Source organism: Rothia sp. HMSC071C12 (assembly GCF_001813895.1).
Lineage (GTDB): Bacteria > Actinomycetota > Actinomycetes > Actinomycetales > Micrococcaceae > Rothia > Rothia mucilaginosa.
Map to the genome: position 1 here is coordinate 1 of NZ_KV814370.1, position 20,411 is coordinate 20,411.

Annotated in this window: 15 protein-coding genes, 1 pseudogene and 1 riboswitch; of the genes and pseudogenes, 7 read left to right on the forward strand and 9 right to left on the reverse strand. The window is 62.5% G+C overall.

Annotation, left to right across the window (positions count from 1 at the left end):
- Nucleotides 1-156: 156 nt before the first annotated feature.
- Nucleotides 157-909, reverse strand: a complete 753-nt coding sequence (locus HMPREF2942_RS02640; protein WP_070688288.1) for an alpha/beta hydrolase — start codon at nucleotides 907-909, stop codon at nucleotides 157-159.
- 94 nt (nucleotides 910-1,003) lie between these two features.
- On the opposite strand from HMPREF2942_RS02640, the pseudogene HMPREF2942_RS09495 reads away from it, so the two are divergent.
- Nucleotides 1,004-1,285, forward strand: a pseudogene (locus HMPREF2942_RS09495) (MerR family transcriptional regulator); the annotation flags it as partial.
- A gap of 72 nt (nucleotides 1,286-1,357) precedes the next feature.
- Nucleotides 1,358-1,819, forward strand: coding sequence for a TipAS antibiotic-recognition domain-containing protein (locus HMPREF2942_RS09500; RefSeq protein ID WP_246823716.1), 462 nt, complete (start codon nucleotides 1,358-1,360; stop codon nucleotides 1,817-1,819).
- Nucleotides 1,820-1,956: 137 nt separating this feature from the next.
- On the opposite strand, the gene HMPREF2942_RS02650 is transcribed toward HMPREF2942_RS09500, so the two are convergent.
- The 3 genes from HMPREF2942_RS02650 to HMPREF2942_RS02660 all read right to left on the reverse strand — a co-directional run bounded on the left by HMPREF2942_RS02650 (nucleotide 1,957) and on the right by HMPREF2942_RS02660 (nucleotide 5,544).
- A complete protein-coding gene (locus HMPREF2942_RS02650; protein ID WP_070507770.1) occupies nucleotides 1,957-2,307 on the reverse strand; it encodes a MerR family transcriptional regulator in 351 nt (116 codons plus the stop codon).
- 356 nt (nucleotides 2,308-2,663) lie between these two features.
- Nucleotides 2,664-3,992, reverse strand: coding sequence for a homoserine O-acetyltransferase MetX (locus HMPREF2942_RS02655; RefSeq protein ID WP_210399417.1), 1,329 nt, complete (start codon nucleotides 3,990-3,992; stop codon nucleotides 2,664-2,666).
- Nucleotides 3,993-4,197: 205 nt separating this feature from the next.
- A complete protein-coding gene (locus HMPREF2942_RS02660) occupies nucleotides 4,198-5,544 on the reverse strand; it encodes a bifunctional o-acetylhomoserine/o-acetylserine sulfhydrylase (RefSeq protein ID WP_070688291.1) in 1,347 nt (448 codons plus the stop codon).
- Between the two features lie 103 nt (nucleotides 5,545-5,647).
- Nucleotides 5,648-5,760: riboswitch (SAM riboswitch) on the reverse strand.
- Nucleotides 5,761-6,099: 339 nt separating this feature from the next.
- On the opposite strand from HMPREF2942_RS02660, the gene HMPREF2942_RS02665 reads away from it, so the two are divergent.
- From HMPREF2942_RS02665 to HMPREF2942_RS02685, 5 genes are all read left to right on the forward strand, one after another.
- Nucleotides 6,100-7,086 carry an ABC transporter ATP-binding protein gene (locus HMPREF2942_RS02665; protein WP_070688293.1) on the forward strand — a complete coding sequence of 329 codons (987 nt, stop codon included), beginning with the start codon at nucleotides 6,100-6,102 and terminating at the stop codon, nucleotides 7,084-7,086.
- On the forward strand, nucleotides 7,083-7,943 hold the full coding sequence (locus HMPREF2942_RS02670; protein WP_070688294.1) for an ABC transporter permease: 861 nt from the start codon (nucleotides 7,083-7,085) through the stop codon (nucleotides 7,941-7,943). The genes HMPREF2942_RS02665 and HMPREF2942_RS02670 overlap by 4 nt, the downstream gene beginning before the upstream one ends.
- A 1-nt stretch (nucleotide 7,944) precedes the next feature.
- Nucleotides 7,945-8,772 (forward strand): ABC transporter, encoded by an 828-nt coding sequence (locus tag HMPREF2942_RS02675; protein WP_070688296.1) that lies wholly within the window; start codon nucleotides 7,945-7,947, stop codon nucleotides 8,770-8,772.
- A gap of 75 nt (nucleotides 8,773-8,847) precedes the next feature.
- Nucleotides 8,848-10,068 carry a ribosome small subunit-dependent GTPase A gene (rsgA, locus tag HMPREF2942_RS02680; protein WP_070688298.1) on the forward strand — a complete coding sequence of 407 codons (1,221 nt, stop codon included), beginning with the start codon at nucleotides 8,848-8,850 and terminating at the stop codon, nucleotides 10,066-10,068.
- A 209-nt stretch (nucleotides 10,069-10,277) separates the two neighbouring features.
- Complete coding sequence (locus tag HMPREF2942_RS02685; protein WP_070688300.1) at nucleotides 10,278-12,455, forward strand: S9 family peptidase; 2,178 nt, start codon at nucleotides 10,278-10,280, stop codon at nucleotides 12,453-12,455.
- A 451-nt stretch (nucleotides 12,456-12,906) separates the two neighbouring features.
- Here HMPREF2942_RS02685 and gatB read toward each other — a convergent pair whose 3' ends face one another.
- The 5 genes from gatB to ligA all read right to left on the reverse strand — a co-directional run bounded on the left by gatB (nucleotide 12,907) and on the right by ligA (nucleotide 20,167).
- Nucleotides 12,907-14,412, reverse strand: coding sequence for an Asp-tRNA(Asn)/Glu-tRNA(Gln) amidotransferase subunit GatB (gatB, locus tag HMPREF2942_RS02690; RefSeq protein WP_049355066.1), 1,506 nt, complete (start codon nucleotides 14,410-14,412; stop codon nucleotides 12,907-12,909).
- Complete coding sequence (gene gatA / locus HMPREF2942_RS02695; RefSeq protein WP_070634997.1) at nucleotides 14,412-16,016, reverse strand: Asp-tRNA(Asn)/Glu-tRNA(Gln) amidotransferase subunit GatA; 1,605 nt, start codon at nucleotides 16,014-16,016, stop codon at nucleotides 14,412-14,414. Before gatA ends, gatB begins: the two co-directional genes overlap by 1 nt.
- Nucleotides 16,017-16,031: 15 nt before the next feature.
- Entirely contained in the window at nucleotides 16,032-16,328 is a 297-nt protein-coding gene (gene gatC / locus HMPREF2942_RS02700; protein WP_005507016.1) for an Asp-tRNA(Asn)/Glu-tRNA(Gln) amidotransferase subunit GatC, read from the reverse strand.
- Nucleotides 16,329-16,543: 215 nt separating this feature from the next.
- Entirely contained in the window at nucleotides 16,544-17,287 is a 744-nt protein-coding gene (locus HMPREF2942_RS02705) for a transglycosylase family protein (RefSeq protein WP_070688303.1), read from the reverse strand.
- 696 nt (nucleotides 17,288-17,983) lie between these two features.
- A complete protein-coding gene (gene ligA / locus HMPREF2942_RS02710; protein WP_070688385.1) occupies nucleotides 17,984-20,167 on the reverse strand; it encodes an NAD-dependent DNA ligase LigA in 2,184 nt (727 codons plus the stop codon).
- Nucleotides 20,168-20,411: the final 244 nt, after the last annotated feature.

Genomic DNA, 20,411 nt, shown 5'->3' on the forward strand with positions numbered 1-20,411 from the left:
ACATCAGGGTGCCCGAAGCGAAGCGAGGGCGGGTCCCCTGTAGGAACAAGGACGATAACCACCTTTCCAAGCGGAACTGCACAGAACCATGCGGAAGCAAAAGCAAACGTAAGGCCCCCGAGTCATCACGACCCGAGGGCTTTCCATATAGCCGTTTTAGGCGTCAGAGCCTTCGGCTGCGCCGGTCGCCTCCGCAACCTTCTGCGCACGAATACGCGGCTCCTTACCCTGCACCTTCACCTCCAGGAACTCGCCCACGTGGCGAATCTCCATGGCGCTCACACCGTGACCCGCACCGGCGTACAGTACCTTGATGCCGTCGGTGTACTTGCGGATCCAGTCGTAGGTGTAGTTCACCATCTCCTGCGGGATGACGGGGTCTTCCTGGTCGCGGCCGAAGAACACCGGCAGTTCGGTCTTCTTCAGCTCCTCGTCCTTGAAGTACGGCGAGTCAGAGTCCACCGCGTAGCCGGACAGGCCCACCACTGCGGCGAACTCGCCGGGGGCGTGACGCACCATCGACGTTGCGATGCCCATGCCCTGCGAGAAGCCCAGCAGGGTCACCGATGCGTACGGTTCACGGTTCGCGCGCACCCACTCCAGCACGTAGTCGCTCGCCTGCTCGATGGCGCGCTGGTCAGATTCGAGCTGCTGGTTCAGCGGGTACCACTGGTAGCCGATAGCGTCTGCGGCAATGTAGGCGCCGGTCGAGTCCGCGGAGAACTGGGTGCCAACCGGCTGCGGTGCACGCATGGAGGCGTAGGTGAAACCCTCCTGCGGAAGGTGCGCTGCCAGGGACAGCAGATCGTGCTCCTGGGAGCCGTAGCCGTGCAGCATGAGCACCAGGTGGGTGCCTGCGCGTTCGTTCTCGGGGCGGGTGTATTCGACGACGTATTTGTTTTCGCTCATGCACCCATCTTAGCGAGGACTCCCCCGCAAACCTGCACCGCAGGTTCCGCCGCTAGCTTGACCCTCACCTAACGTGAGGTTTTAGAGTGAAACCATGGACGCGAACAGAACACCGCCTGACGGGCAACACGAATACACCGTAGGAGAAGCGGCATCACTACACGGGCTAACAGTGCGCACGCTTCACCATTGGGAGCAGCGGGGCTTACTCAACCCGGCACATGATGAGTTCAACGGGTACCGGTACTACACCGATACAGACCTTGAACGAATCACCGTCATCATGGGATACCGCGCCACCGGCATGAGTCTTGACGCTATTCACAAAATACTGCAGGACGAAGCGAACAGCACCGAGCATCTGCTCGCTCAGCGGGATATGCTTCAACGCAAAATCGCCGCGTACGGGCGCATGCTTGAAACCATCGAACACCTTTTGGAGGACACCATGGCACCTAAGAATGAGCAGCTCAGCGCTGCCGAAAAAGCAGAGATTATGGGTGAGGGGTTCAGCCTCGCCCACCAGCAGGAAGCGCAGGAACGTTACGTGAAAACTGACGACTGGGCTGAATACCAGCGCCGAACTGCAACGATGAACCGTGCCGACTGGCAGAACGGCAAACAGCAGGTTGACGAGGTAGAGCAGGCCCTCGTCGAGGCATTCAACCGCGGCGTGCAGCCGGGCAGCGAGGAGGCGAACGCGCTCGCCGAGCGGCACCGCGCCTCTCTGTTCTTTTTTGAGGTCACCCCCGCCAAGCACGCTATTCTAGCCCGCGGCTACGTTGAGGATGCCCGCTTCAAGGCTCACTACGAGAAGCTCGCGACCGGGCTTGCAGAATGGTTGCGGGATGTCATCTACGAGAATGCTCGTGCACACGGTGTCGACCCTGATGAAGCCGCCTGGGGTTAAATCTTTGGCTGAAAATACCCAGTAGCTAGGGGTGAGTAGCTGAGTGTGAAAGCTGAGCACAGAAAAACGCCCGGTATTCCCAACGTTGGGAATACCGGGCGTCGGCGTGCATACCTGCATGAAAATTAGACGGCTATCTAGCGGGTGCCATCGAGGTGACGGCGGTGCTCCTGAATACGGCGATCCAGGTGCTCAAGGTTCTGCTGCAACCCCACAATCTCATCCTCAATCTTCTGACGGGCACGCTCCATCACATCAATAGATAGAGCGTGGTCGTCCGGATTGCTCAAAATCGTGCGAATATCGGCAAGACTCATTCCGGCCTGACGGCAGGTAGCAATAAACCGTGCCGAGGAGATGGACTCCTCGTCAAAAACGCGAGTTCCGTGAGCATCACGGGGCACAGCAATGAGCCCCTCTTTTTCGTAATAGCGCAGGGCGTGGGTGCTCACCCCCAACTGCTCCGCTACCTCTTGAATACTTACCACAGCTTTAATGCTATGGGGTTAGAGCGGGTCTAAAGCAAACCGAGAACCCTTACTCTCCAGTGCAACAGGAGGCTACTTCCGCGGTATCTCGCGGAGACCTTCTAAAACACCTCAAAAACCGGAAAATATTCCCTGACTTGGCACGATACCCGTCAGGCGGGCACAAAGAAACGCCGGGCACTCGCGCTATGCGAGTACCCGGCGTCCTATAACCCAACCGTCAAGGTGAACGTTAATTCTCAACGGAGGGAAGGACAGTTGAGAATACCCAGCCATTCCCTCACAATCCCACACCCACTGTTTGGATAAAACAACATTCAGCAGGATGCGTGAAACGCCTTCGGGCGCCGGTCGAGTTAGCGATTAACAGCGCCGTACAGACGAGTCATCGAGTCCAGCGCCTCACGCTCACGCTGCGCCTCGCTCGGGGTAGCAGATTCATCTTCAACACCCAGGGCGCGCGCCAGAATCTTCTCCACCTGCTTCGCCTCAATCAGGAAGCCGTCATGGCCGTGGTTCGACTCGATAATATCCACGGCGACCGGGGTGGGCAGCGCCTCCGCCAGACGGTGCGACTCGTGCGGGAAGAACAAGCGATCCGTGTTCACCGCCGCAATCGTCCACTCGCAATCGGTGTGCGCCAGCGCCTGCGCCAGGGTGCCGCGGCCACGCGCCACATCGTGCGAAATCAGTGCCTCGTTCACTGCCAGGTAGCTATTCGCGTCAAAGCGCTCAACCAGCTTGGCGCCGTGGTGGTCCAGGTAGCTTTCGATGGCGTAGCGGCCACGCGGCTCACCCAGCGAGCCGCCCACGGTGCTTTCGCCACGGTTCTCTTCGCGGCCGAAGCGGTGCTCCAGCTCGGCGGGGCTGCGGTAGGTGGTGTGCGCAATACGGCGTGCCAGGGCAAGACCGGTTACCGGCGCGGGACCCGCATAGTAGTCGCCGCCGGCGAAGTTCGCGTCCGAACGAATCGCAATGTTCTGGGTGTGCGCCCAGGAAATCTGCTCCGCCGTAGCCGAAGGACCGGAGGCAATGACCGCGCATCCGCGCACCAGCTCGGGGTTAGTTGCCGCCCACTCCAGGGCGCGAGCGCCACCGAGGGAACCACCAATCACGTAGCGGAAGCTGTTCACACCCAGGGCACGAGCCAGGCGCGCCTCAGCACGCACCGAGTCGCGGATGCTCACCTGCGGGAAGCGGGAACCCCAGTGCTCACCGGCGCCCGGGTAGCCTTCCGGGATGATGCTCGCCGGGCCGGTCGAGCCGTAGCAGCCGCCCAAAATATTGGGGGCAATCACGAAGTAACGGTTGGTGTCCACGACCGAGCCGGGGCCGACGACGCCTTCCCACCAGCCGTCCGATTCGATAGCGCGAATCAGCGGGGCGGGCATGTCGGGGGTGGGCACGCCGCGGGAGACATGCGTGTCACCGGTGAGCGCATGCAGAATCAGGATGGCGTTATCGCCAGCCTCGTTGAGGGTGCCCCAGGTTTCGTAGCCGATGGTGACCTGCGGCAGGGTTACGCCGGATTCGAGCTCCAGGTCGCCGATGTTCAGCTGACGCAGGTAGCCTTGCGCTTCGGGGTGTTCGCGCTGGGTGCCCGCCACGGGGATGGGCGCGGTAACAGGCTGGTTGGTAGTGCCGGGCTGGGTGGTGCCGGACTGGCTAGTGCTCTGGGCGGTCATGGGGGTTCCCTTCACTGGGTTGGCCGGCGAGGTGGTGCCGGGTGTGAGCGGGGTACTCGTCTGCGGGTTGAATCTACGGTTGAGTCTGCGGGTTGAGGCAGCGAGGCGGCGGTGCCGCGCGCTTATGAAATGCTCCGTAACGGGGAATCCGCAGGTGGACCGAAAAGCCGTAGCTTGCCGGTCCACCTGCGGGTTGCATCACCGTTTAGGAGAGGGTATCGAAGCCCAGCTGCAGGTCGGCGAGAATGTCGTCGATGTTCTCGATACCGACTGCCAGGCGGACGAAGTTCGGGTACACGCCAATCTTCTCCAGTTCCTCAGCGGAAAGCTGGGAGTGGGTGGTGGAGGCGGGGTGAATCACGAGCGAGCGTACGTCACCGATGTTCGCCACGTTGGAGTGCAGCTTCAGGGCGTCCACGAAGTCGCGGGTCTCCTCCAGGGTTGCGTCCTTGAGGGTGAAGCCGAGCACCGCACCGGGGCCCTTGGGCAGGTACTTCTGTGCACGCTCGTACCAGGGGGAGGATTCCACGCCAGCCCAGATAACCTTGTCGACCTGCGGGTTTGCTTCGAGCCAGCGGGCGACCTTGGTGGCGTTCTCAATGTGGCGTTCGATGCGCAGGGAGAGAGTCTCCAGACCGATGCCGATGTTGAAGGCGTTGGTCGGGGAGATTGCGGCGCCGGTGTCACGCAGCAGGGAGACGCGCGCCTTCAGGATGTAGGAGAGGTTCGCGCCGAACGCGGAGTCCTTACCCAAATCGCGTGCGTAGACCAGGCCGTGGTAGCCGGGGGCGGGCTGGTTGAACTTGGGGAACTTCTCGGGGTCTGCACCGTAGTCGAAGTTACCGGAGTCAACGATCACGCCGCCGATGGAGGTGCCGTGGCCGCCCAGGTACTTGGTGGCGGAGTGGACGACTACGTCTGCGCCGTGCTCGATGGGGCGCAGCAGGTAGGGGGTGGGCACGGTGTTGTCCACGATCAGGGGTACGCCGTTTTCGTGCGCAATTGCGGCAATGGGCTCAATGTCGAGCACGTCGTTGCGGGGGTTGGGCACGGACTCGCCGTAGAAGAGCTTGGTGTTGGGGCGGACTGCGGCGCGCCATGCATCCAGGTCGTCCGGGTCCTCAACGAAGGTGGTTTCGATACCGAGGTCGGCGAGGGTGTACTTGAGCAGGTTGTAGGTGCCGCCGTACACGGAGGGCGATGCGACCACGTGGTCGCCGGCGCCGGCAATGTTCAGGATTGCGTAGGTGATAGCTGCCTGACCGGATGCCAGCAGCAGCGCACCAACGCCGCCTTCCAGGGAAGCGATGCGGTTTTCGATAGCTTCCTGGGTGGGGTTGTTGAGGCGAGTGTAGATGGGGCCCAGCTCGGCGAGGGCGAAACGGTTCGCTGCCTGCTCGGCGCTGTCAAAGACGAAGGAAGTGGTCTGGTAGATGGGTAGTGCCCGAGCTCCCGTTGCGGCATCCGGCGCCTGACCTGCGTGAATCTGGCGGGTTTCGAACTTCCAACCTGCGGGGTTGGCGGGAGTCGGGACGGTAGTGTTGTTGCTCATGCGTGGCTCCTAATGGGGATTCTTAGGGGGCCGCATGCCGACGGTACAGGAATCGTCGTCGAATAATCCTGTCACGATTGATGTACCGTTTTCGGTCACATCGGTCCCGCGCTTGCGTCACGCTTGTGCGTGCCGCCTGGTCTTCACCCAGGGCACCCCACCGCGGAGGAGGGTTGCCGGCCAGCTAGCTGGGGCTTGTCGCTGGCGCTCTTGACCTGTATTCAGGGTGTCACAGGGCACGGGGCGGGGTCAAGGGTTTTGTGGGTAGACGGCACTTTAAGACATTTCATTGCAAAGATGACGTTTTTTAACGTCTGTCATAAAACGTGAGCGACGGTGCCGGGGCAATCCGAGGGCGAGGCAATCGAGATGCGGAGGCGGACACCCACCATCCACACAGTAACCCCCATCACTTTTATCTACAGTTTTTCGGTACACTGAAATGACACATACACTCACGCAGGGTACAACTCACTACGGCTCGCTACGCCGTTTATCCTGCTCAGCATCCCTCCGGTATAGGGGCCAGAGGGTCATACCCGAAGGTTACCTACCATGTCTCTTGTTCTTGATGCGGCGCAGCTCAGCCGCGTCTTTGGCAAAGGTGAAAACGCTTTTACCGCCGTCGACCGTGTGTCACTTCGCGTCAGTTCCGGTGAGATTCATGCCCTCCTCGGCCCCAACGGTGCGGGCAAAACGACTACCGTGCAGATGTGCTCGACCCTGCTCACACCCACCGGCGGTAACCTTACCGTGAACGGTATTGACGCTATCGCCCACCCGCAGCGGGCGCGCCGTCACGTGGGCCTAGCTTTGGGAGGGGAGAACGGCTTCTACCCGCGCGCTAGTGCCCGCGACAATCTGCTGTTCTTCGCCGATGTTGCGGGGGTTTCCGGGCGGACCCGACGACACGAGGTGGAGCATGCCCTAGCACGCGTAGAGCTCACCGATGCGGCAACGCGGCCTGTCCAGGAGTTTTCCCGCGGCATGAAGCAGCGCCTACATATTGCCCGCGCCCTGCTCGGCTCCCCCGCCCTGCTCCTGCTGGATGAGCCGACCAATGGGCTCGACCCCGATATCGCTCTGACCGTGCGTACCCTCATCCGATCTCTGGCAAATGAAGGTACCGCCATTCTGCTGACGAGCCACCTGCTGGGCGAGATTGAGGACCTAGCGCACACCATCACCGTTTTGGGCGCAGGTTCTGTCGCCGTGAGCGGCAACCTCGAGGATATTGCCGCGCACGCCGGCATTGCCGCCACGACCGTGGTTCAGGTCGAGGCCACCGCCACCGAGGGTCTTGATACACTACGCGGATTCCTCCACGATAAGGCGGCGGTGCTGTTTGCCCCGCGTGGTTCCGGCTGGGAGCTAACCCTCTACTGGCACGGTGAGCGCACCACGTTCGAGGCGGGTGAGGCTCACCGCATCCTCACGGAGGGGCTTGCCACCGCGAACATTGGGGCACGGACCGAACCGTACACACGCCCGGCAACCTTGGAAGAGGCATACCTGGCAATGGCGGAGGGGCTCAAGCGATGAACGCTCAGACGCAACGCTCGGAAGAGTTCCAGCGGCAGGGTCGACGGTATGACCTGTGGCAGGAGTGCGCCCGCCAACTGCGACTCATGGGCTTTAGCCTGCGCCAGTTCCTGACGGTCCCCTACTTCATTCAGCTGCTCATCAGTACGGTACTCGGCTCGGTCATCCTTCAGGCGCTCGCCGTGCATGCGGCGGCGCAGAGCTCCGCGGGTCACTCCGTTGACCCGACCCTCGCGTGGACCCGCGCGGGCATTGTGGGCATGTGGTCGGTCTGCATCGTGTCTGCGGGCATCATCAATTTCGAGCGTTTCCGTGGGACCCTCGTGTACCTGTGTTCGGGGTCGATTTCTCCGGTGCGGGTGCTGGCGGCTATCGTTTCGAGCGCCTCCATTGTGGGTATGGCGGCTTTGCCCCTGTCGTGGCTCATCTGGGCTCTTGTGACGCTTAACCCGCAGGTCACGGATTTTTCAGCACTCTGGCCGCGCTACGTTCTGGGCGTTCCCCTGCTGTGGCTTGCGTGCCTGTCGGTCACGTTCATGATTGCGGTATTCTTCGTGGCCACGCCGAACGCTATCGCCTACGAGGAGCTATTGCTCGTGCCGGTTTTTATTCTTTCCGGGGTTCTCTTCACGACCATTGAAGCGCCCGCCTGGCTGGATGCCGCGGGCGTGCTCATTCCCCTGCAGGCGCCGGTTCACCTCCTACTTGGGCGTACCGCCATCACTACCCCGGCGGATGCGCTCCTACCCGTGGCACAGACTCTGGCAGTGAGCTTCATCTGGGCGTTGTGTGCTTTCCTTTTTGCCCGGAAGGCTCTCGCCTCCGCCCGTCATCGCGGTACCCTGGGGGCGATGTAGCGTGCGTATTCTCTCTTCTGCCGCTCTGCCTAGCGTGGCGCGTCGGGCTCTGTCGACCGCCTCTATTGGCTGGTCATCTTCTATTACCTTCGCGACCCTCGGAACGGCTATCACGACCCTGGTTCTCGTACCCGGTCTTAACGTGCTTTTCACGGTGCTTCTGGGTGCTGATCTTGCCGCAAACGATACGGTACGCATCGGCTGCGCGTCTGCTCTGATTGCCACCCTCAGCTCCGTGGCAGCCGGTATTGTCGCGCGCGTTGCCACCGACCGGTGGATTGGCGTCTTCGAGTACGTGTGTACGGCTCGCCCGGTGGACGCTGGCTACTGGCTCGGTGCGGCGGCGGTACCCGCGTTGCTGGCATCCGTAACGGGTCTGAGCAATGTGGGTATCGTGTGGTTGCTGTCCCTCACGGAGCCCTCTACCGGAGCAGGTTCGGGGCTTCTACTGGGGGCCATTGCGCTGATGCCGGCTGCGATTCTGGGAGGGGTCTGCCTGGGTATTTTTGCTGCCGGCTTGGGTCTGTACCTATCGGATCCGTACACGGGCTCGAACGTTCTATCTATTGTTCTGCCGGTCAGCGCGGGTGTGATTGTGCCGGTGAGTACCTACCCGGCGTGGCTTGCGTGGGTATGTTCGTGGGTTCCCGGATCCCGGCTGGTGCAAGCTTTAGATACCTCTGGCGGTATTGCGAGCACCGCGCCGGATCTCTTCACGCTCCTGGCAGCAGACGCGGCATTGGCAGTACTCTACGCCGCTATCGGATTGGGGCTGACTTTCCTTGCCGCCCGCCGCATCCGTGCCGGCGCCCGCGCCTCACTGTTGTAAACGGTGAACCCTGAAAAAGAACGAACCTTTTAATCACCCGCTATCCGGGCGCCGCAACCAAGAAAGACTATTCCTGTGACCATCGCTCCCGCTTCATACACCTTAGAGACTCTAGGGTTCGACCCCTCCTGGCAGGGCGCGGCAATCCGCGCCGCGTTCACCCTCGGCGGTACCCTCGAAAACTTTACCCTCGCCCGTGTCAGCGCCGTGCACCGCACCCGCTACGAGCTACTGACCTACGAGCGGGGTGAGCTCATTAAGCTTTCCGCTCCGCTGCGTCCGGTTGAGAACGACTACGGCGAAGAAGAGTACCCCGTCGTCGGCGACTGGGTACTCACCCAGCCCATCCCTGGAACCGGTAGCGATAGCCAGCCCGCGGAGCACAAACCCCTCGCGATACTGCCCCGGCGAAGCTACCTCACCCGACCCAGCGCCACCCGAGAATCCGCGGATCAGCCTGTCGCCGCCAACGTGGATATGCTCTGCATCGTTGAGCCGTGCTTCCCCGAGCCGTCCATTGGGCGAATTGAACGCTACACCGCTCTGGCGCACGCTTCCGGGGTGCAGGTCGCACTGATTCTCACCAAGGGTGACCTAGTAACGGCCGAACAGCTCACCAACTACAGGGACTCCCTCGCAGGTGGTGTGGATGCGGTGCTCGCCGTCTGCACGGACAACGGCTACGACCCCGCTCCAGTGGCGGAGCTCGTCGCCGGACGCACCGCCGCATTCCTGGGCCGCAGCGGTGCCGGAAAATCTACCCTGGTCAACGCCCTGCTCAACCCGGGAGCCGACCCCCGCGAGGCCAGCTCAGAAAACCGGGTGCAAGCAACCTCCGCGGTTCGCGGCGCCGACGGCAAGGGACGCCACACCACCACCAGCCGCCAGATGCTTGTTTTGCCCGGTGTGGAAGGCTCAAGCGAAGGAGACTCGACCAACGCAAAATCATCATCTGGCACGGTGCTGATTGACACTCCGGGCGTACGAGCCCTAGCCGCAACGAGCGATAGCGCCGCGATTGACGAAACCTTCGACGACGTCTCCAGCTACGCCGCCGCCTGCCGGTACAGCGACTGTTCCCACGGTTCCGAACCCGGATGCGCGGTGCAGCAGGCCATCACTGACGGCGCTCTCGACCCCGAGCGCTTCGAACGCTACCGCAGGATGATAGCCGAATCCGCGCGTCTACGCCTGCGCTCTCAAGAACGTGAGTACCGGCAGAGTAACCGTGCCTTCACGAAGGCAAACAAGGCGGGCCGCCGCACCCTCATGTCTATTAAGGGACGCGCTAACTAGCTACCGAATTCGCACGTTCCAGAAAAGTACAGGGGCTAATCTGGGCGATACTGCCCAAGCCGCAATATAGTAGCCTGCCTCACTCTTCGATACACTAGAACTAGGCGTGCCCACAGTCCCCCGCACCCCGTCCCCTCGGCGGTAGAAGAGGCGGGCGCAGACGGCACACACCATTCACAAACCCATAACTCAATGAAAGAGGTGGCAGCATGGCTGAACAGAACCTCACCCCGCCCGTACCGAAGAAGGTCAAGCACCGCCGCGAACACCACGGCGACGTCTTCATCGACCACTACGAATGGCTCCGCGACAAGGAAAGCGAAGAGGTCCTCAACTACCTCAAGGCAGAAGCCGAATACACCGAAGCTGTCACCGCAGACCAGCAGCCCCTCCGCGAATCCATCTTCAACGAAATCAAGGGCCGCACCCTGCTGTCGGATCTGACCGTCCCGAACCGTATCGGTGACTGGTGGTACTACAGCCGCATGGTGCCCGGCGGCCAGTACCCCGTCTTCTACCGCTACCCCGCCCTGCACGAAGGCGACGAGGTGGTGCGCTACACCCCGCCGACCGTCACCCCCGGCGAAGTACTCGAGGGTGAAGTCGTCATCCTCGACTGCAACGAATACGCCAAGGACATGGAGTTCTTCTCCCTCGGCAGCTTCCAGCCTGCACGTAACGGCAAGCTGCTGAGCATTTCCGTGGACGAGAAGGGCGACGAGCGCTACGAGCAGCGCTTCCTCAACATGGAAACCGGCGCCTTCCTCGAAGACACCATCCCCAACATTGCGGCGGGATCCTTCTTCATCAACCACGCCGAACAGCTCATCTACCTCGTCCCCGACGAGTCGTGGCGCCCCTGGCGTGTCTACGTGCACGACGTCGGACAGGGCACCGAAGACCACCTGATCTACGAGGAACCGGACAACACCATGTGGCTCGGCGCCGCCATGAGCTCCGACCGTTCCTCCGTGGTCATTACCAGCTCGAATTCCGAGTACACGGAGGTGCGCCTCATCCCCACCCGCGAACCCAAGGACGAGCCGACCCTGCTCATCCCCAAGAGCGCGGGCATCGAATACTACGCTGAGCCGCTCAACATTGCCGGCGAGCAGCACCTGCTGATTCAGCACGACTACAATGCGTTGAACTCCGAGTTGGTCCTCGCAGACATGCCGCGCGAAGGTGAAAGCCTCGAAGAGTACGCGCAGCGTTGGGTGCCGGTCATCCGCCACAGCGAACACGTGCGCCTGGAGGGCTTCACCTTCACCGCAACGCACCTGGTCGTCACCGCCCGCGCGGACACCACCACCCGCATCTTCCTCGCACCGCGTGAGCAGCTGCCCATCCAGTGGCGCCGCCGCCGACCCGCCGGCGTGACCTTCATGGAACCTGCCGGCTTCGACGAGGAACTGTACACCGCCTCCGTGCTGCGTGCGGAGAACTACTCCCCCGTGCTGCGCATCGCCTACACCTCGTACCTGACGCCGCGCCGCGTCTACGACTACTTCCCCATGTCGCAGACCCTGCTGCTGCGCCGTGAAACCCCCGTGCTGGGCGGCTACAACCGCGAGAACTACCGCGCTTACCGCGACTGGGCACCAGCGGCGGACGGCACGCTCATCCCGATCTCGGTGATTCACCGCGCCGACCTGGACATGAGCAAGTCGCACCCGGTCATCCAGTACGGTTACGGCTCGTACGAGTCATCCATGGACCCGATGTTCTCCATCCCGATGCTGTCGATCCTGGACCGCGGCGTCATCTACGTCATTGCGCATATTCGCGGCGGCGGCGAGATGGGCCGCTCCTGGTACCAGAACGGCAAGAAGCTCGCGAAGAAGAACACCTTCACCGACTTCGTGGACGTCACCAGCTACATTGCGGCTAAGCCGTGGGCTGATGAGGCGCGTATCGGCTGCTACGGCGGTAGCGCCGGCGGCCTGCTCATGGGCGCCGTCGTGAACCTCGCCCCCGAAAAGTACGCCGCCTGCCTGGCTGCCGTGCCGTTCGTGGATGCGCTGACCACCATCCTCGACCCGGAGCTGCCGCTGTCGGCGATGGAGTGGGAAGAGTGGGGCAACCCGATTGAGGACCCGGAAGTGTACGCCTACATGAAGTCGTACACCCCGTACGAGAACATCCGCCCGGTCCGCTACCCGGCGATTGCTGCGGTGACGAGCCTGCACGACACCCGCGTGCTCTACGTGGAGCCTGCGAAGTGGGTTGCGGCGCTGCGTGAGCAGATTGACCCGTCCTCGCCGGTGCCGCTGCTGAAGATTGATATGTCGGGCGGTCACGGTGGTGGTTCGGGCCGGTACACGCGTTGGCGTGAAATCGCCTGGGATTACGCGTTCCTGCTGACTAACCTCGGCGTCGCTGAGTAACTCATCTCTTAAATAGAACGCTCCGTCTGTATCGAGTGATACGGACGGAGCGTTCTTCGTTTTCGTTCTGAGTATGAGGGCCGGTGTTCGTCCTCGTTCCTACAGGGGCACCCGCCCTCGCTTCGCTTCGGGCACCCTGATGTCACTTTCGGACGACACCGCCCCTCCACGCACGCTAGGCTACCCGAGGTGGCGCGCCGTGTTTTCCGGATGCGCCCTCAGGGTGTCAGCCGGGCGCTCTCCGCAGCGAAGCAAGGAGAAGCGGAGCGTCCGGGTGACGGGTGCCCCTGCGTAGGCGCGGAGGAAACATGCGGCGTGCCTCCCCAAACGCTATGGTGCGGAACGAGGACGATACCCGCCTTTCCAAGCGAAACTAGGGAAAACGCAAGAGGCGCCGCCTCCCACACTGGAGACAGCGCCTCTTTCGTTAGAGCCGGGTCAGCAGAAGAGCTTAGTCTTCCACGCCGCACTCAGCCAGAATCAGCTCACGCACGCGGGCGGCGTCAGCCTGACCGCGGGTAGCCTTCATGACCTGACCGACGATAGCGCCAGCAGCCTGAACCTTACCGGCACGGATCTTGTCGGCAACGTCGGGCATTGCTGCCAGGGCTTCCTGAACGGCTGCGGTGAGCGCACCGTCGTCGGAGACCACGGCGAGGCCGCGTGCCTCAACGATTTCGGCGGGGGTGCCTTCACCGGCGAGGACGAACTCGAGCACCTGACGGGCGATCTTGTCGTTGATCTTGCCTTCGGAGATGAGCGCTTCGAGGGCGACCACGGTTGCGGGCTCCACGCCGAGGGCGGTGAGCTCAACTTCAGCCTGCTTTGCGCGGCGGGCAATCTCGCCCATCCACCACTTGCGGGCTGCTGCTGCGGTTGCGCCTGCGGCGACGGTCTCTTCGATGACGTCGAGTGCGCCGGCGTTGACGACGTCGCGGAACTCTTCGTCGGAGTAGCCCCACTCACCCTTGAGGCGGCGGCGGCGCTCTGCCGGGGGTTCGGGCAGTTCGGCGCGCAGACGCTCAATCCACTCGCTGTTGGTGACGACCGGTACCAGGTCCGGTTCGGGGAAGTAACGGTAGTCGTCGGCGTCGGACTTGGGACGGCCCGAGGAGGTTTCGCGGGTGTCTTCGTGCCAGTGGCGGGTCTCCTGGGTGACCTTCTCGCCGCGCTCGAGGATCGCTGCGTGGCGGCGAATCTCGTAGCGGACAGCGCGCTCAACGGAACGGAGGGAGTTCACGTTCTTGGTTTCGGAGCGGGTGCCGAACTTCTCTGCGCCCTTGGGCATGAGGGAGACGTTGGCGTCGCATCGGACGTTACCGCGTTCCATGCGGGCGTCGGAGATGCCGAGGGAGCGTACGATGTCGCGGATTGCGGCAACGTAGGCGCGTGCCAGTTCGGGTGCGCGCTCGCCAGCACCGACGATGGGTCGGGTGACGATCTCGATCAGGGGCACGCCTGCGCGGTTGTAGTCGACCAGGGAGGAGGTTGCACCCTGGATTCGGCCGTCTGCGCCACCGACGTGGGTGAGCTTGCCTGCGTCTTCTTCCATGTGGGCGCGCTCAATTTCGACGGTGAAGATGGTGCCGTCTTCGAGCTCAACGTCCAGGGAACCGTTTTCCGCAATGGGGCCGCCAGCCTGAGAGGTCTGGAAGTTCTTCGGGGAGTCCGGGTAGAAGTAGTTCTTGCGGGCGAAGTAGGACTTGTCTGCAATGTCGCAGCCCAGTGCCAGACCGAGCTTGATGGCGGACTCAACAGCGGTCTTGTTCACCATGGGTAGCGCGCCGGGCAGGCCGAGCGATACGGGGGTGACGTTGGTGTTGGGGTCGTCGCCGAACTCGTTGGGTGCGGAGTCGAACATCTTGGTCTTGGTGTTCAGTTCGACGTGTACCTCGAAGCCGAGGACCGGGTCGTACTTTTCGATGGCTTCTTCGAAGCTGAGGACTTCTTCACTCATTACTTGGTTCCCCCAAAGTCAAAGTCGCGGATCAGAGTTTCGGTGTCGGGCAGGCTCTTGTAGAGCGGTGCGCCCCATTTTGCGGTGAGCAGTTCTTCCAGCGCTGCGCCGACGCGGTAGAGGCGTGCGTCTTCGCGTGCGGGTGCGGTGAACTGGATGCCGACGGGCAGGTTGTTCTCTTCGGAGAGGCCGCCGGGCAGGGAGAGCGCCGGGACGCCTGCCAGGTTGACGGGCACGGTTGCGACGTCGCCCAGGTACATTGCCATGGGGTCGCCTTCGGTCTTCTCGCCGAGCTTGAACGCGGTGGAGGGCGCGGTCGGGGAGATGAGTACGTCGCACTTTTCGAATGCTGCTGCGTAGTCGCGCTGGATGAGGGTGCGTACGCGCAGTGCGGCGCCGTAGTAGGCGTCGAAGTTACCTGCGGACAGTGCGTAGGTGCCGAGGATGATGCGGCGCTTGACCTCGTGGCCGAAACCTGCGGAGCGGGTTGCGGACATGACGCGTTCGATGGTGACGGGGCCGTCTTCGGGTACGACGCGCAGGCCGTAGCGGACGCCGTCGTAGCGTGCCAGGTTGGAGGACACCTCGGAGGACATGATCATGTAGTAGGCGCTGATGGCTTCGGTGACGGAGGGCAGGGAGACCTCGATGATCTCTGCGCCTGCGGCACGCAGCTCTTCGACGGATTCGCGGAAGCGTGCGAGGACGCCTGCTTCGAAGCCTTCGCCGTTGCCGCCACCGAGTTCCTTGATGACGCCGATGCGCAGGCCGGACAGGTCGCCCTTGCGTGCGGCTTCTGCGCCTGCCTTGGCTTCTTCAACGAAGTTGCCGGGCTCATCGGGCAGGGAGGTTGCGTCGAGCGGGTCGTGACCTGCGATTGCTTCGTGGAGCAGTGCGGTGTCCAGGACGGTGCGGGCGACGGGGCCTACCTGGTCGAGGGAGGATGCCATGGCGATGACGCCGTAACGGGAGACGGAGCCGTAGGTGGGCTTGACGCCGACGCTACCGGTCAGTGCGGCGGGCTGGCGGATGGAGCCGCCGGTGTCGGTGCCGAGCGCCAGGGGTGCCTGGAAGGCGGTGACGGCTGCTGCGGAGCCGCCGCCGGAGCCGCCGGGTGCGCGGTCGAGTGCCCAGGGGTTGCGGACTACGCCGAATGCGGAGTGCTCGTTGGAGGAGCCCATTGCGAATTCGTCGAGGTTGGTCTTGCCGAGGATGGGCATGCGTGCTTCGCGGACCTTGCGGGTGACGGTGCCGTCGTAGGGGCTCATCCAGCCTTCGAGCATGCGCGATGCTGCGGTGGTGGGCTGGCCCTTGGTGACGATGAGGTCCTTGACGGCGATGGGTACGCCTGCGAGCGGGGGCAGTTCCTTGCCTGCTGCGCGGTCTGCATCCACTGCTGCTGCGGTGGCGAGTGCTTCTTCGGCGTTGATGTGCAGGAAGGCGTTGAGGCCATTCTTGCCGTCTGCTCGGTTGTCGCTCAGGGGTGCGCCGTCGGTGGCTGCGATGCGGTCCAGGTGTGCCTGGGTGAGCTCGACGGAGGTGATTTCGCCGGATGCGAGCTTTTCTGCTGCTTCTGCGGCGGTGAGCTGGATCAGTTCGTTCACTTGGTTGTTCTCCTCTTAGTCTTCGTCGAGGATTGCCGGCACGCGGAACTTGCCGTCCTGTGCGTCGGGGGCGCCGGAGAGCGCCTCTTCCTGGGTGAGGGTGGTGACGGGTACGTCTTCGCGGAAGACGTTCTCGAGGGGGATGGGGTGGCTGGTCGCGGGGATGTCGGCAGTTGCTTTCTGCGACATGGTCTCAACGGATGCGACGATGACGTCCAGCTCAGACGCCATCGCGGTGAGTTCTTCATCGGTCATCTCAATGAGTGCCAGCGATGCCAGGTGCTTTACCTGTTCAAAGGTGATGGCAGACATGGTTCTCCCGTAGTTTGTTTTCTTGTCTCTTCTCTAGTGTAGTGGAGGTTGCGTTTTCCGTCTCATTGGGGGTTGGAGGGTTTACCTGCTGGTTTGCGTGGTCAGGCGGTGTTCTCCTCCCCTGTTTTCGGGTTAAATGCTCAACGCCCCGCTCCTCGTGTGAGGTGCGGGGCGTTGGGCTACAACGTGTCCACGTTACGCTTGGGGGTTAATCCTTAGGCGGGGATGGTCAGAACCTGGCCGGGGAAGATCAGGTCAACGTTGTAGATGATGTCGGTGTTCGCAGCTGCGATTGCCTGGTAGCCGCCTGCAACGCCGAGCTTTGCAGCGATCAGCGAGAGGGAGTCACCGGGAACCACGGTGTAGGTGCCTGCTGCAGCCTTGGGAGCTGCTGCTACGGGAGCCTCAACTGCCGGTGCCGCTGCGGGAGCTGCGGGAGCCTGAGCTGCCGGTGCAGCGGGTGCTGCTGCGGGAGCTGCCGGTGCTGCTGCGGGTGCTGCTGCGGGAGCTGCCGGTGCTGCTGCGGGTGCAGCCTGTGCCGCGGGAGCGGTGTAGGTCTGCTGGGTCTGCGACTGTGCAGCCACGGTGGTGGTGGGCTCAGTGTAGGTGGGAGCTGCGCCGGTCTTGCCGTAGAGGCCAAGCTTAGCGGAGCATGCGGGCCATGCGCCCCAGCCCTGGATAGCGAGCAGACGCTCGCCAGCCTCGATCTGCTGTGCACGGGTAGCGGTCGCGGGGGAGCCGGACATGCCGACGCCGTTCCAGGACTGCTGGGTGAACTGCAGACCGCCGTAGAAGCCGTTACCGGTGTTGATGGACCAGTTGCCACCGGACTCGCACTGTGCCAGTGCGTCCCAGGTAGCACCGTCTACTGCGTTTGCAGCGGGCATCGACATGGTAGCTGCTACAGCGCCACCGATGGCGAGAGCTGCTGCGGTACGACGAATGGAAGTGTTCTTCATAATGCTCCTTGGGGCCGTCCCCGCTCGTTCCGTCCCCGGAACTCTAGCGCGCCGCCGCTCACCCTTTGATAACGAAGTAGGTTACTCATATTCTGGCTCTACCATGTGAGCGGCTCTCCACCGATTTCATGTCACCGTGAGCGATTCTGCACTTATGTGCGGAATCCGGGTGGCACTTCCTCGGTGGGGACGTGCGGTAGAACCGGGCATCGTTTCAAGCATTCCAAGCTTGAAACCACACAGGCGATTCCCTTGCGAGAATCTGTCTGGTCTCAAAGATAGCCGAGGTTTTTTATGATTCCAACCTGATTTCAAGTTCACAGTGAACGTCCCGGGTTCTCCCAGGGTTCTTTCAGGTTAAAAGTGCAGGAAACATTAATCAAGACCTAGAACCCCGCGTATCTTAAGGGTTTCACCCCGGAATTTCGGGGTTTTCTAGGGATTTAACCCGGATGCGCTCCCCCGCCAAGTTTTTCGATTCGGGGTTGACGGGCGCCACCTTTAAGGGTTTTGAACAGCGTGTAAATATTTTTTAAATATTTCTTCGCTTTGGGAGTGTTTTAAGGCGCTTCCGCCTTAAAAGCTGTGGTAATTACAAATGCCAGAAATTGGCATTCAGGCCCTGGAGCACGCACTCCAGAGCCTGAATGCTCTATATATTGCAGGGGTCAGAATCAGGTGACCCCGCTACCGGGTCTACTCGGCGGTAGCCTCAACAGCCTCCGGACCACCCTCAAGCAGGGCGGTGAAGCCCTCCTCATCCAGCACCTTCAGACCCAGCTGCTGAGCCTTATCCAGCTTCGAACCGGCGTTCGCGCCAGCAACCACAAAGTGGGTCCTCTTAGACACCGAACCGGATGCCTTACCGCCGCGAGAAATAATGGCTTCCTTCGCGCCATCACGGGTGTAACCGTTCAGCGTGCCGGTCACGACCACGGTCAGGCCCTCCAGGGTGCGCTCCACGGACTCGTCACGGGTATCTTCCATGCGCACACCGGCGGCAGCCCAGGAGTCCACCACCTCGGCGTGCCAGTCCTCAGCGAACCACTCAATAATAGAGTCGGCAATCGTGGTGCCCACACCGTCCACAGCGGCGAGGCGTTCACGGTCAGCCTCGCGGATCGCCTGCATCGAACCGAACTCCGCGGCGAGCGCGCGGGCAGCGGTCGGGCCCACGTGGCGAATCGAAAGGGCAACCAGCACGCGCCACAGCGGCTGTTGCTTTGCCTTCTCCAGCTCGGCGAAGAGGTTCAGCGTATTCTTTGTGGGCTTCGGCTCGGGGCGTGCCTTGGTCGGCTTGGTGTAGAAGTAGGGCACGCGTTCCATCTTTCCGGTGCCCACGCCCTTGACTTTCTTCTCACGCTCGATGGTGACATCGCGCAAATCCTCAATGTTGAGGCTGAACAGGTGCGCTTCGGTGGTCAGCGGAGGGGTGTCCGGGGTTGCGGGGCTGGTGAGCGCCTTTGCCGCTTCGAAGCCGAGCGCCTCAATGTCGAAGGCTCCGCGGCTTGCCGCATAGTACACGCGCTCGGTCAGCTGCGCCGGGCAGGAGCGCGGGTTCGTGCAGCGCAGGTCCACGTCGCCTTCCTTGCCGGGGGCAAGGGGCGAACCGCAGGAGGGGCATTCACTGGGCATGACGAACTCTCGTTCGGTGCCGTCACGTAGGGCAACCACGGGGGCGACGATCTCGGGGATCACGTCGCCTGCCTTGCGCAGCACCACGGTGTCGCCGATGAGCACGCCCTTGGCCTTGACCACGTCCTGGTTGTGCAGGGTGGCGCGTTCGACGGTCGAGCCGGAGACGAACACGGGCTCCATGACGCCGTAGGGGGTCACGCGGCCGGTGCGTCCCACGTCCACGCGGATGTCCAGCAGTTTGGTGTGCACCTCTTCGGGCGGGTACTTGTACGCCACCGCCCAGCGCGGCACGCGGGAGGTGTAGCCCAGCTGAGCCTGGGTCGCGAAGTCGTTGACCTTAATGACGATGCCGTCAATCTCGTGCACCAGGGAGTGGCGCTGCTCGCCGTACTTGTTAATGAAGTCGAAGACCGCCTCGGTGTTGGCGGCGATTTCGCTGTAGGGGCTCACGGGCAGACCCCAGGAGGCGAGCAAATCGTAGGTCTCGTACTGGGTGGCAATATCCAGGCCGGTGCGCGAACCGATGCCGTGCACGTACATGCTCAGCGGGCGCGAGGCGGTAATCGCCGCGTCCTTCTGGCGTAGCGAGCCTGCCGCGGCGTTACGCGGGTTCGCGAAGGGGTTCTTTCCTGCGGCAATCATGGACTCGTTGAGCTTCTCAAAATCGGCGGAGGAGATGAACACTTCGCCGCGGATTTCAATCTCTTCGGGGTGGTTCTCGCCGCTCAGCTGCTGCGGGATGCTCGCGATGGTGCGCACGTTGTGGGTGACGTCTTCGCCGGTGGTGCCGTCGCCGCGGGTTGCCGCGCGTACGAGGGTGCCGTTGCGGTAGAGCAGGTTCACCGCCAGGCCGTCAATCTTCAGCTCGGTCAGCCACTGCGGTGCGCTGCCGGTGAGGGTCCGGGCGCTCTCTTCGGTCTTGGTCAGCCAGGCGCGTAGCTCTTCGAAGGAGAAGACGTCCTCGAGGGAGTACATGCGCTGCAGGTGGGTGACGGGTGCGAAGGCCTCGATGGCTTCGCCGCCGACTTCCTGGGTGGGCGAGTCGTTGGCGATCAGGTGCGGGTGCTCCGCCTCAATGATTTCGAGGCGGCGGTAGAGCTTATCGTACTCGGCGTCAGAGAGGAAGGGCGCGTCCTCGTTGTAGTAGGCGCGGCGGGCGGCACGAATCTTATCGGTCAGTTCCGCGTACTCAGCACGCAGGGCCTCGGTAATCTCCACGGTGTTTTCTGCGGTGTTTTCCACGGAGTTTTCTGCGGGGCTCTCTGCTCGAGTCTCGGCGGTGGCAGTCTGCTGGGTGGTGTTGTTCTCAGTCACCCGTCCAGTCTAGCGTTTTTGCTCCGCCTCTCCCCTATCGCTCGTCATATTGGCAGGTTCCTCGCGCGCGAACACTGGCGCAAAAACACCGTAGCCACTTCCCGAATCGCGCTTCCTTAGTTTCTGTGTGCAGATACAGTTCACCCCCACCTCCTGAAGGCACTCGCACGAG

Coding starts and splice junctions, on each gene's coding strand:
- HMPREF2942_RS02640 (WP_070688288.1), bottom strand. CDS start 909: ATGAGCGAAAACAAATACGTCGTCGAATACACCCGCCCCGAGAACGAA.
- HMPREF2942_RS09500 (WP_246823716.1), top strand. CDS start 1,358: ATGGCACCTAAGAATGAGCAGCTCAGCGCTGCCGAAAAAGCAGAGATT.
- HMPREF2942_RS02655 (WP_210399417.1), bottom strand. CDS start 3,992: ATGACCGCCCAGAGCACTAGCCAGTCCGGCACCACCCAGCCCGGCACT.
- HMPREF2942_RS02660 (WP_070688291.1), bottom strand. CDS start 5,544: ATGAGCAACAACACTACCGTCCCGACTCCCGCCAACCCCGCAGGTTGG.
- HMPREF2942_RS02665 (WP_070688293.1), top strand. CDS start 6,100: ATGTCTCTTGTTCTTGATGCGGCGCAGCTCAGCCGCGTCTTTGGCAAA.
- HMPREF2942_RS02670 (WP_070688294.1), top strand. CDS start 7,083: ATGAACGCTCAGACGCAACGCTCGGAAGAGTTCCAGCGGCAGGGTCGA.
- HMPREF2942_RS02685 (WP_070688300.1), top strand. CDS start 10,278: ATGGCTGAACAGAACCTCACCCCGCCCGTACCGAAGAAGGTCAAGCAC.
- gatB (WP_049355066.1), bottom strand. CDS start 14,412: ATGAGTGAAGAAGTCCTCAGCTTCGAAGAAGCCATCGAAAAGTACGAC.
- gatC (WP_005507016.1), bottom strand. CDS start 16,328: ATGTCTGCCATCACCTTTGAACAGGTAAAGCACCTGGCATCGCTGGCA.
- HMPREF2942_RS02705 (WP_070688303.1), bottom strand. CDS start 17,287: ATGAAGAACACTTCCATTCGTCGTACCGCAGCAGCTCTCGCCATCGGT.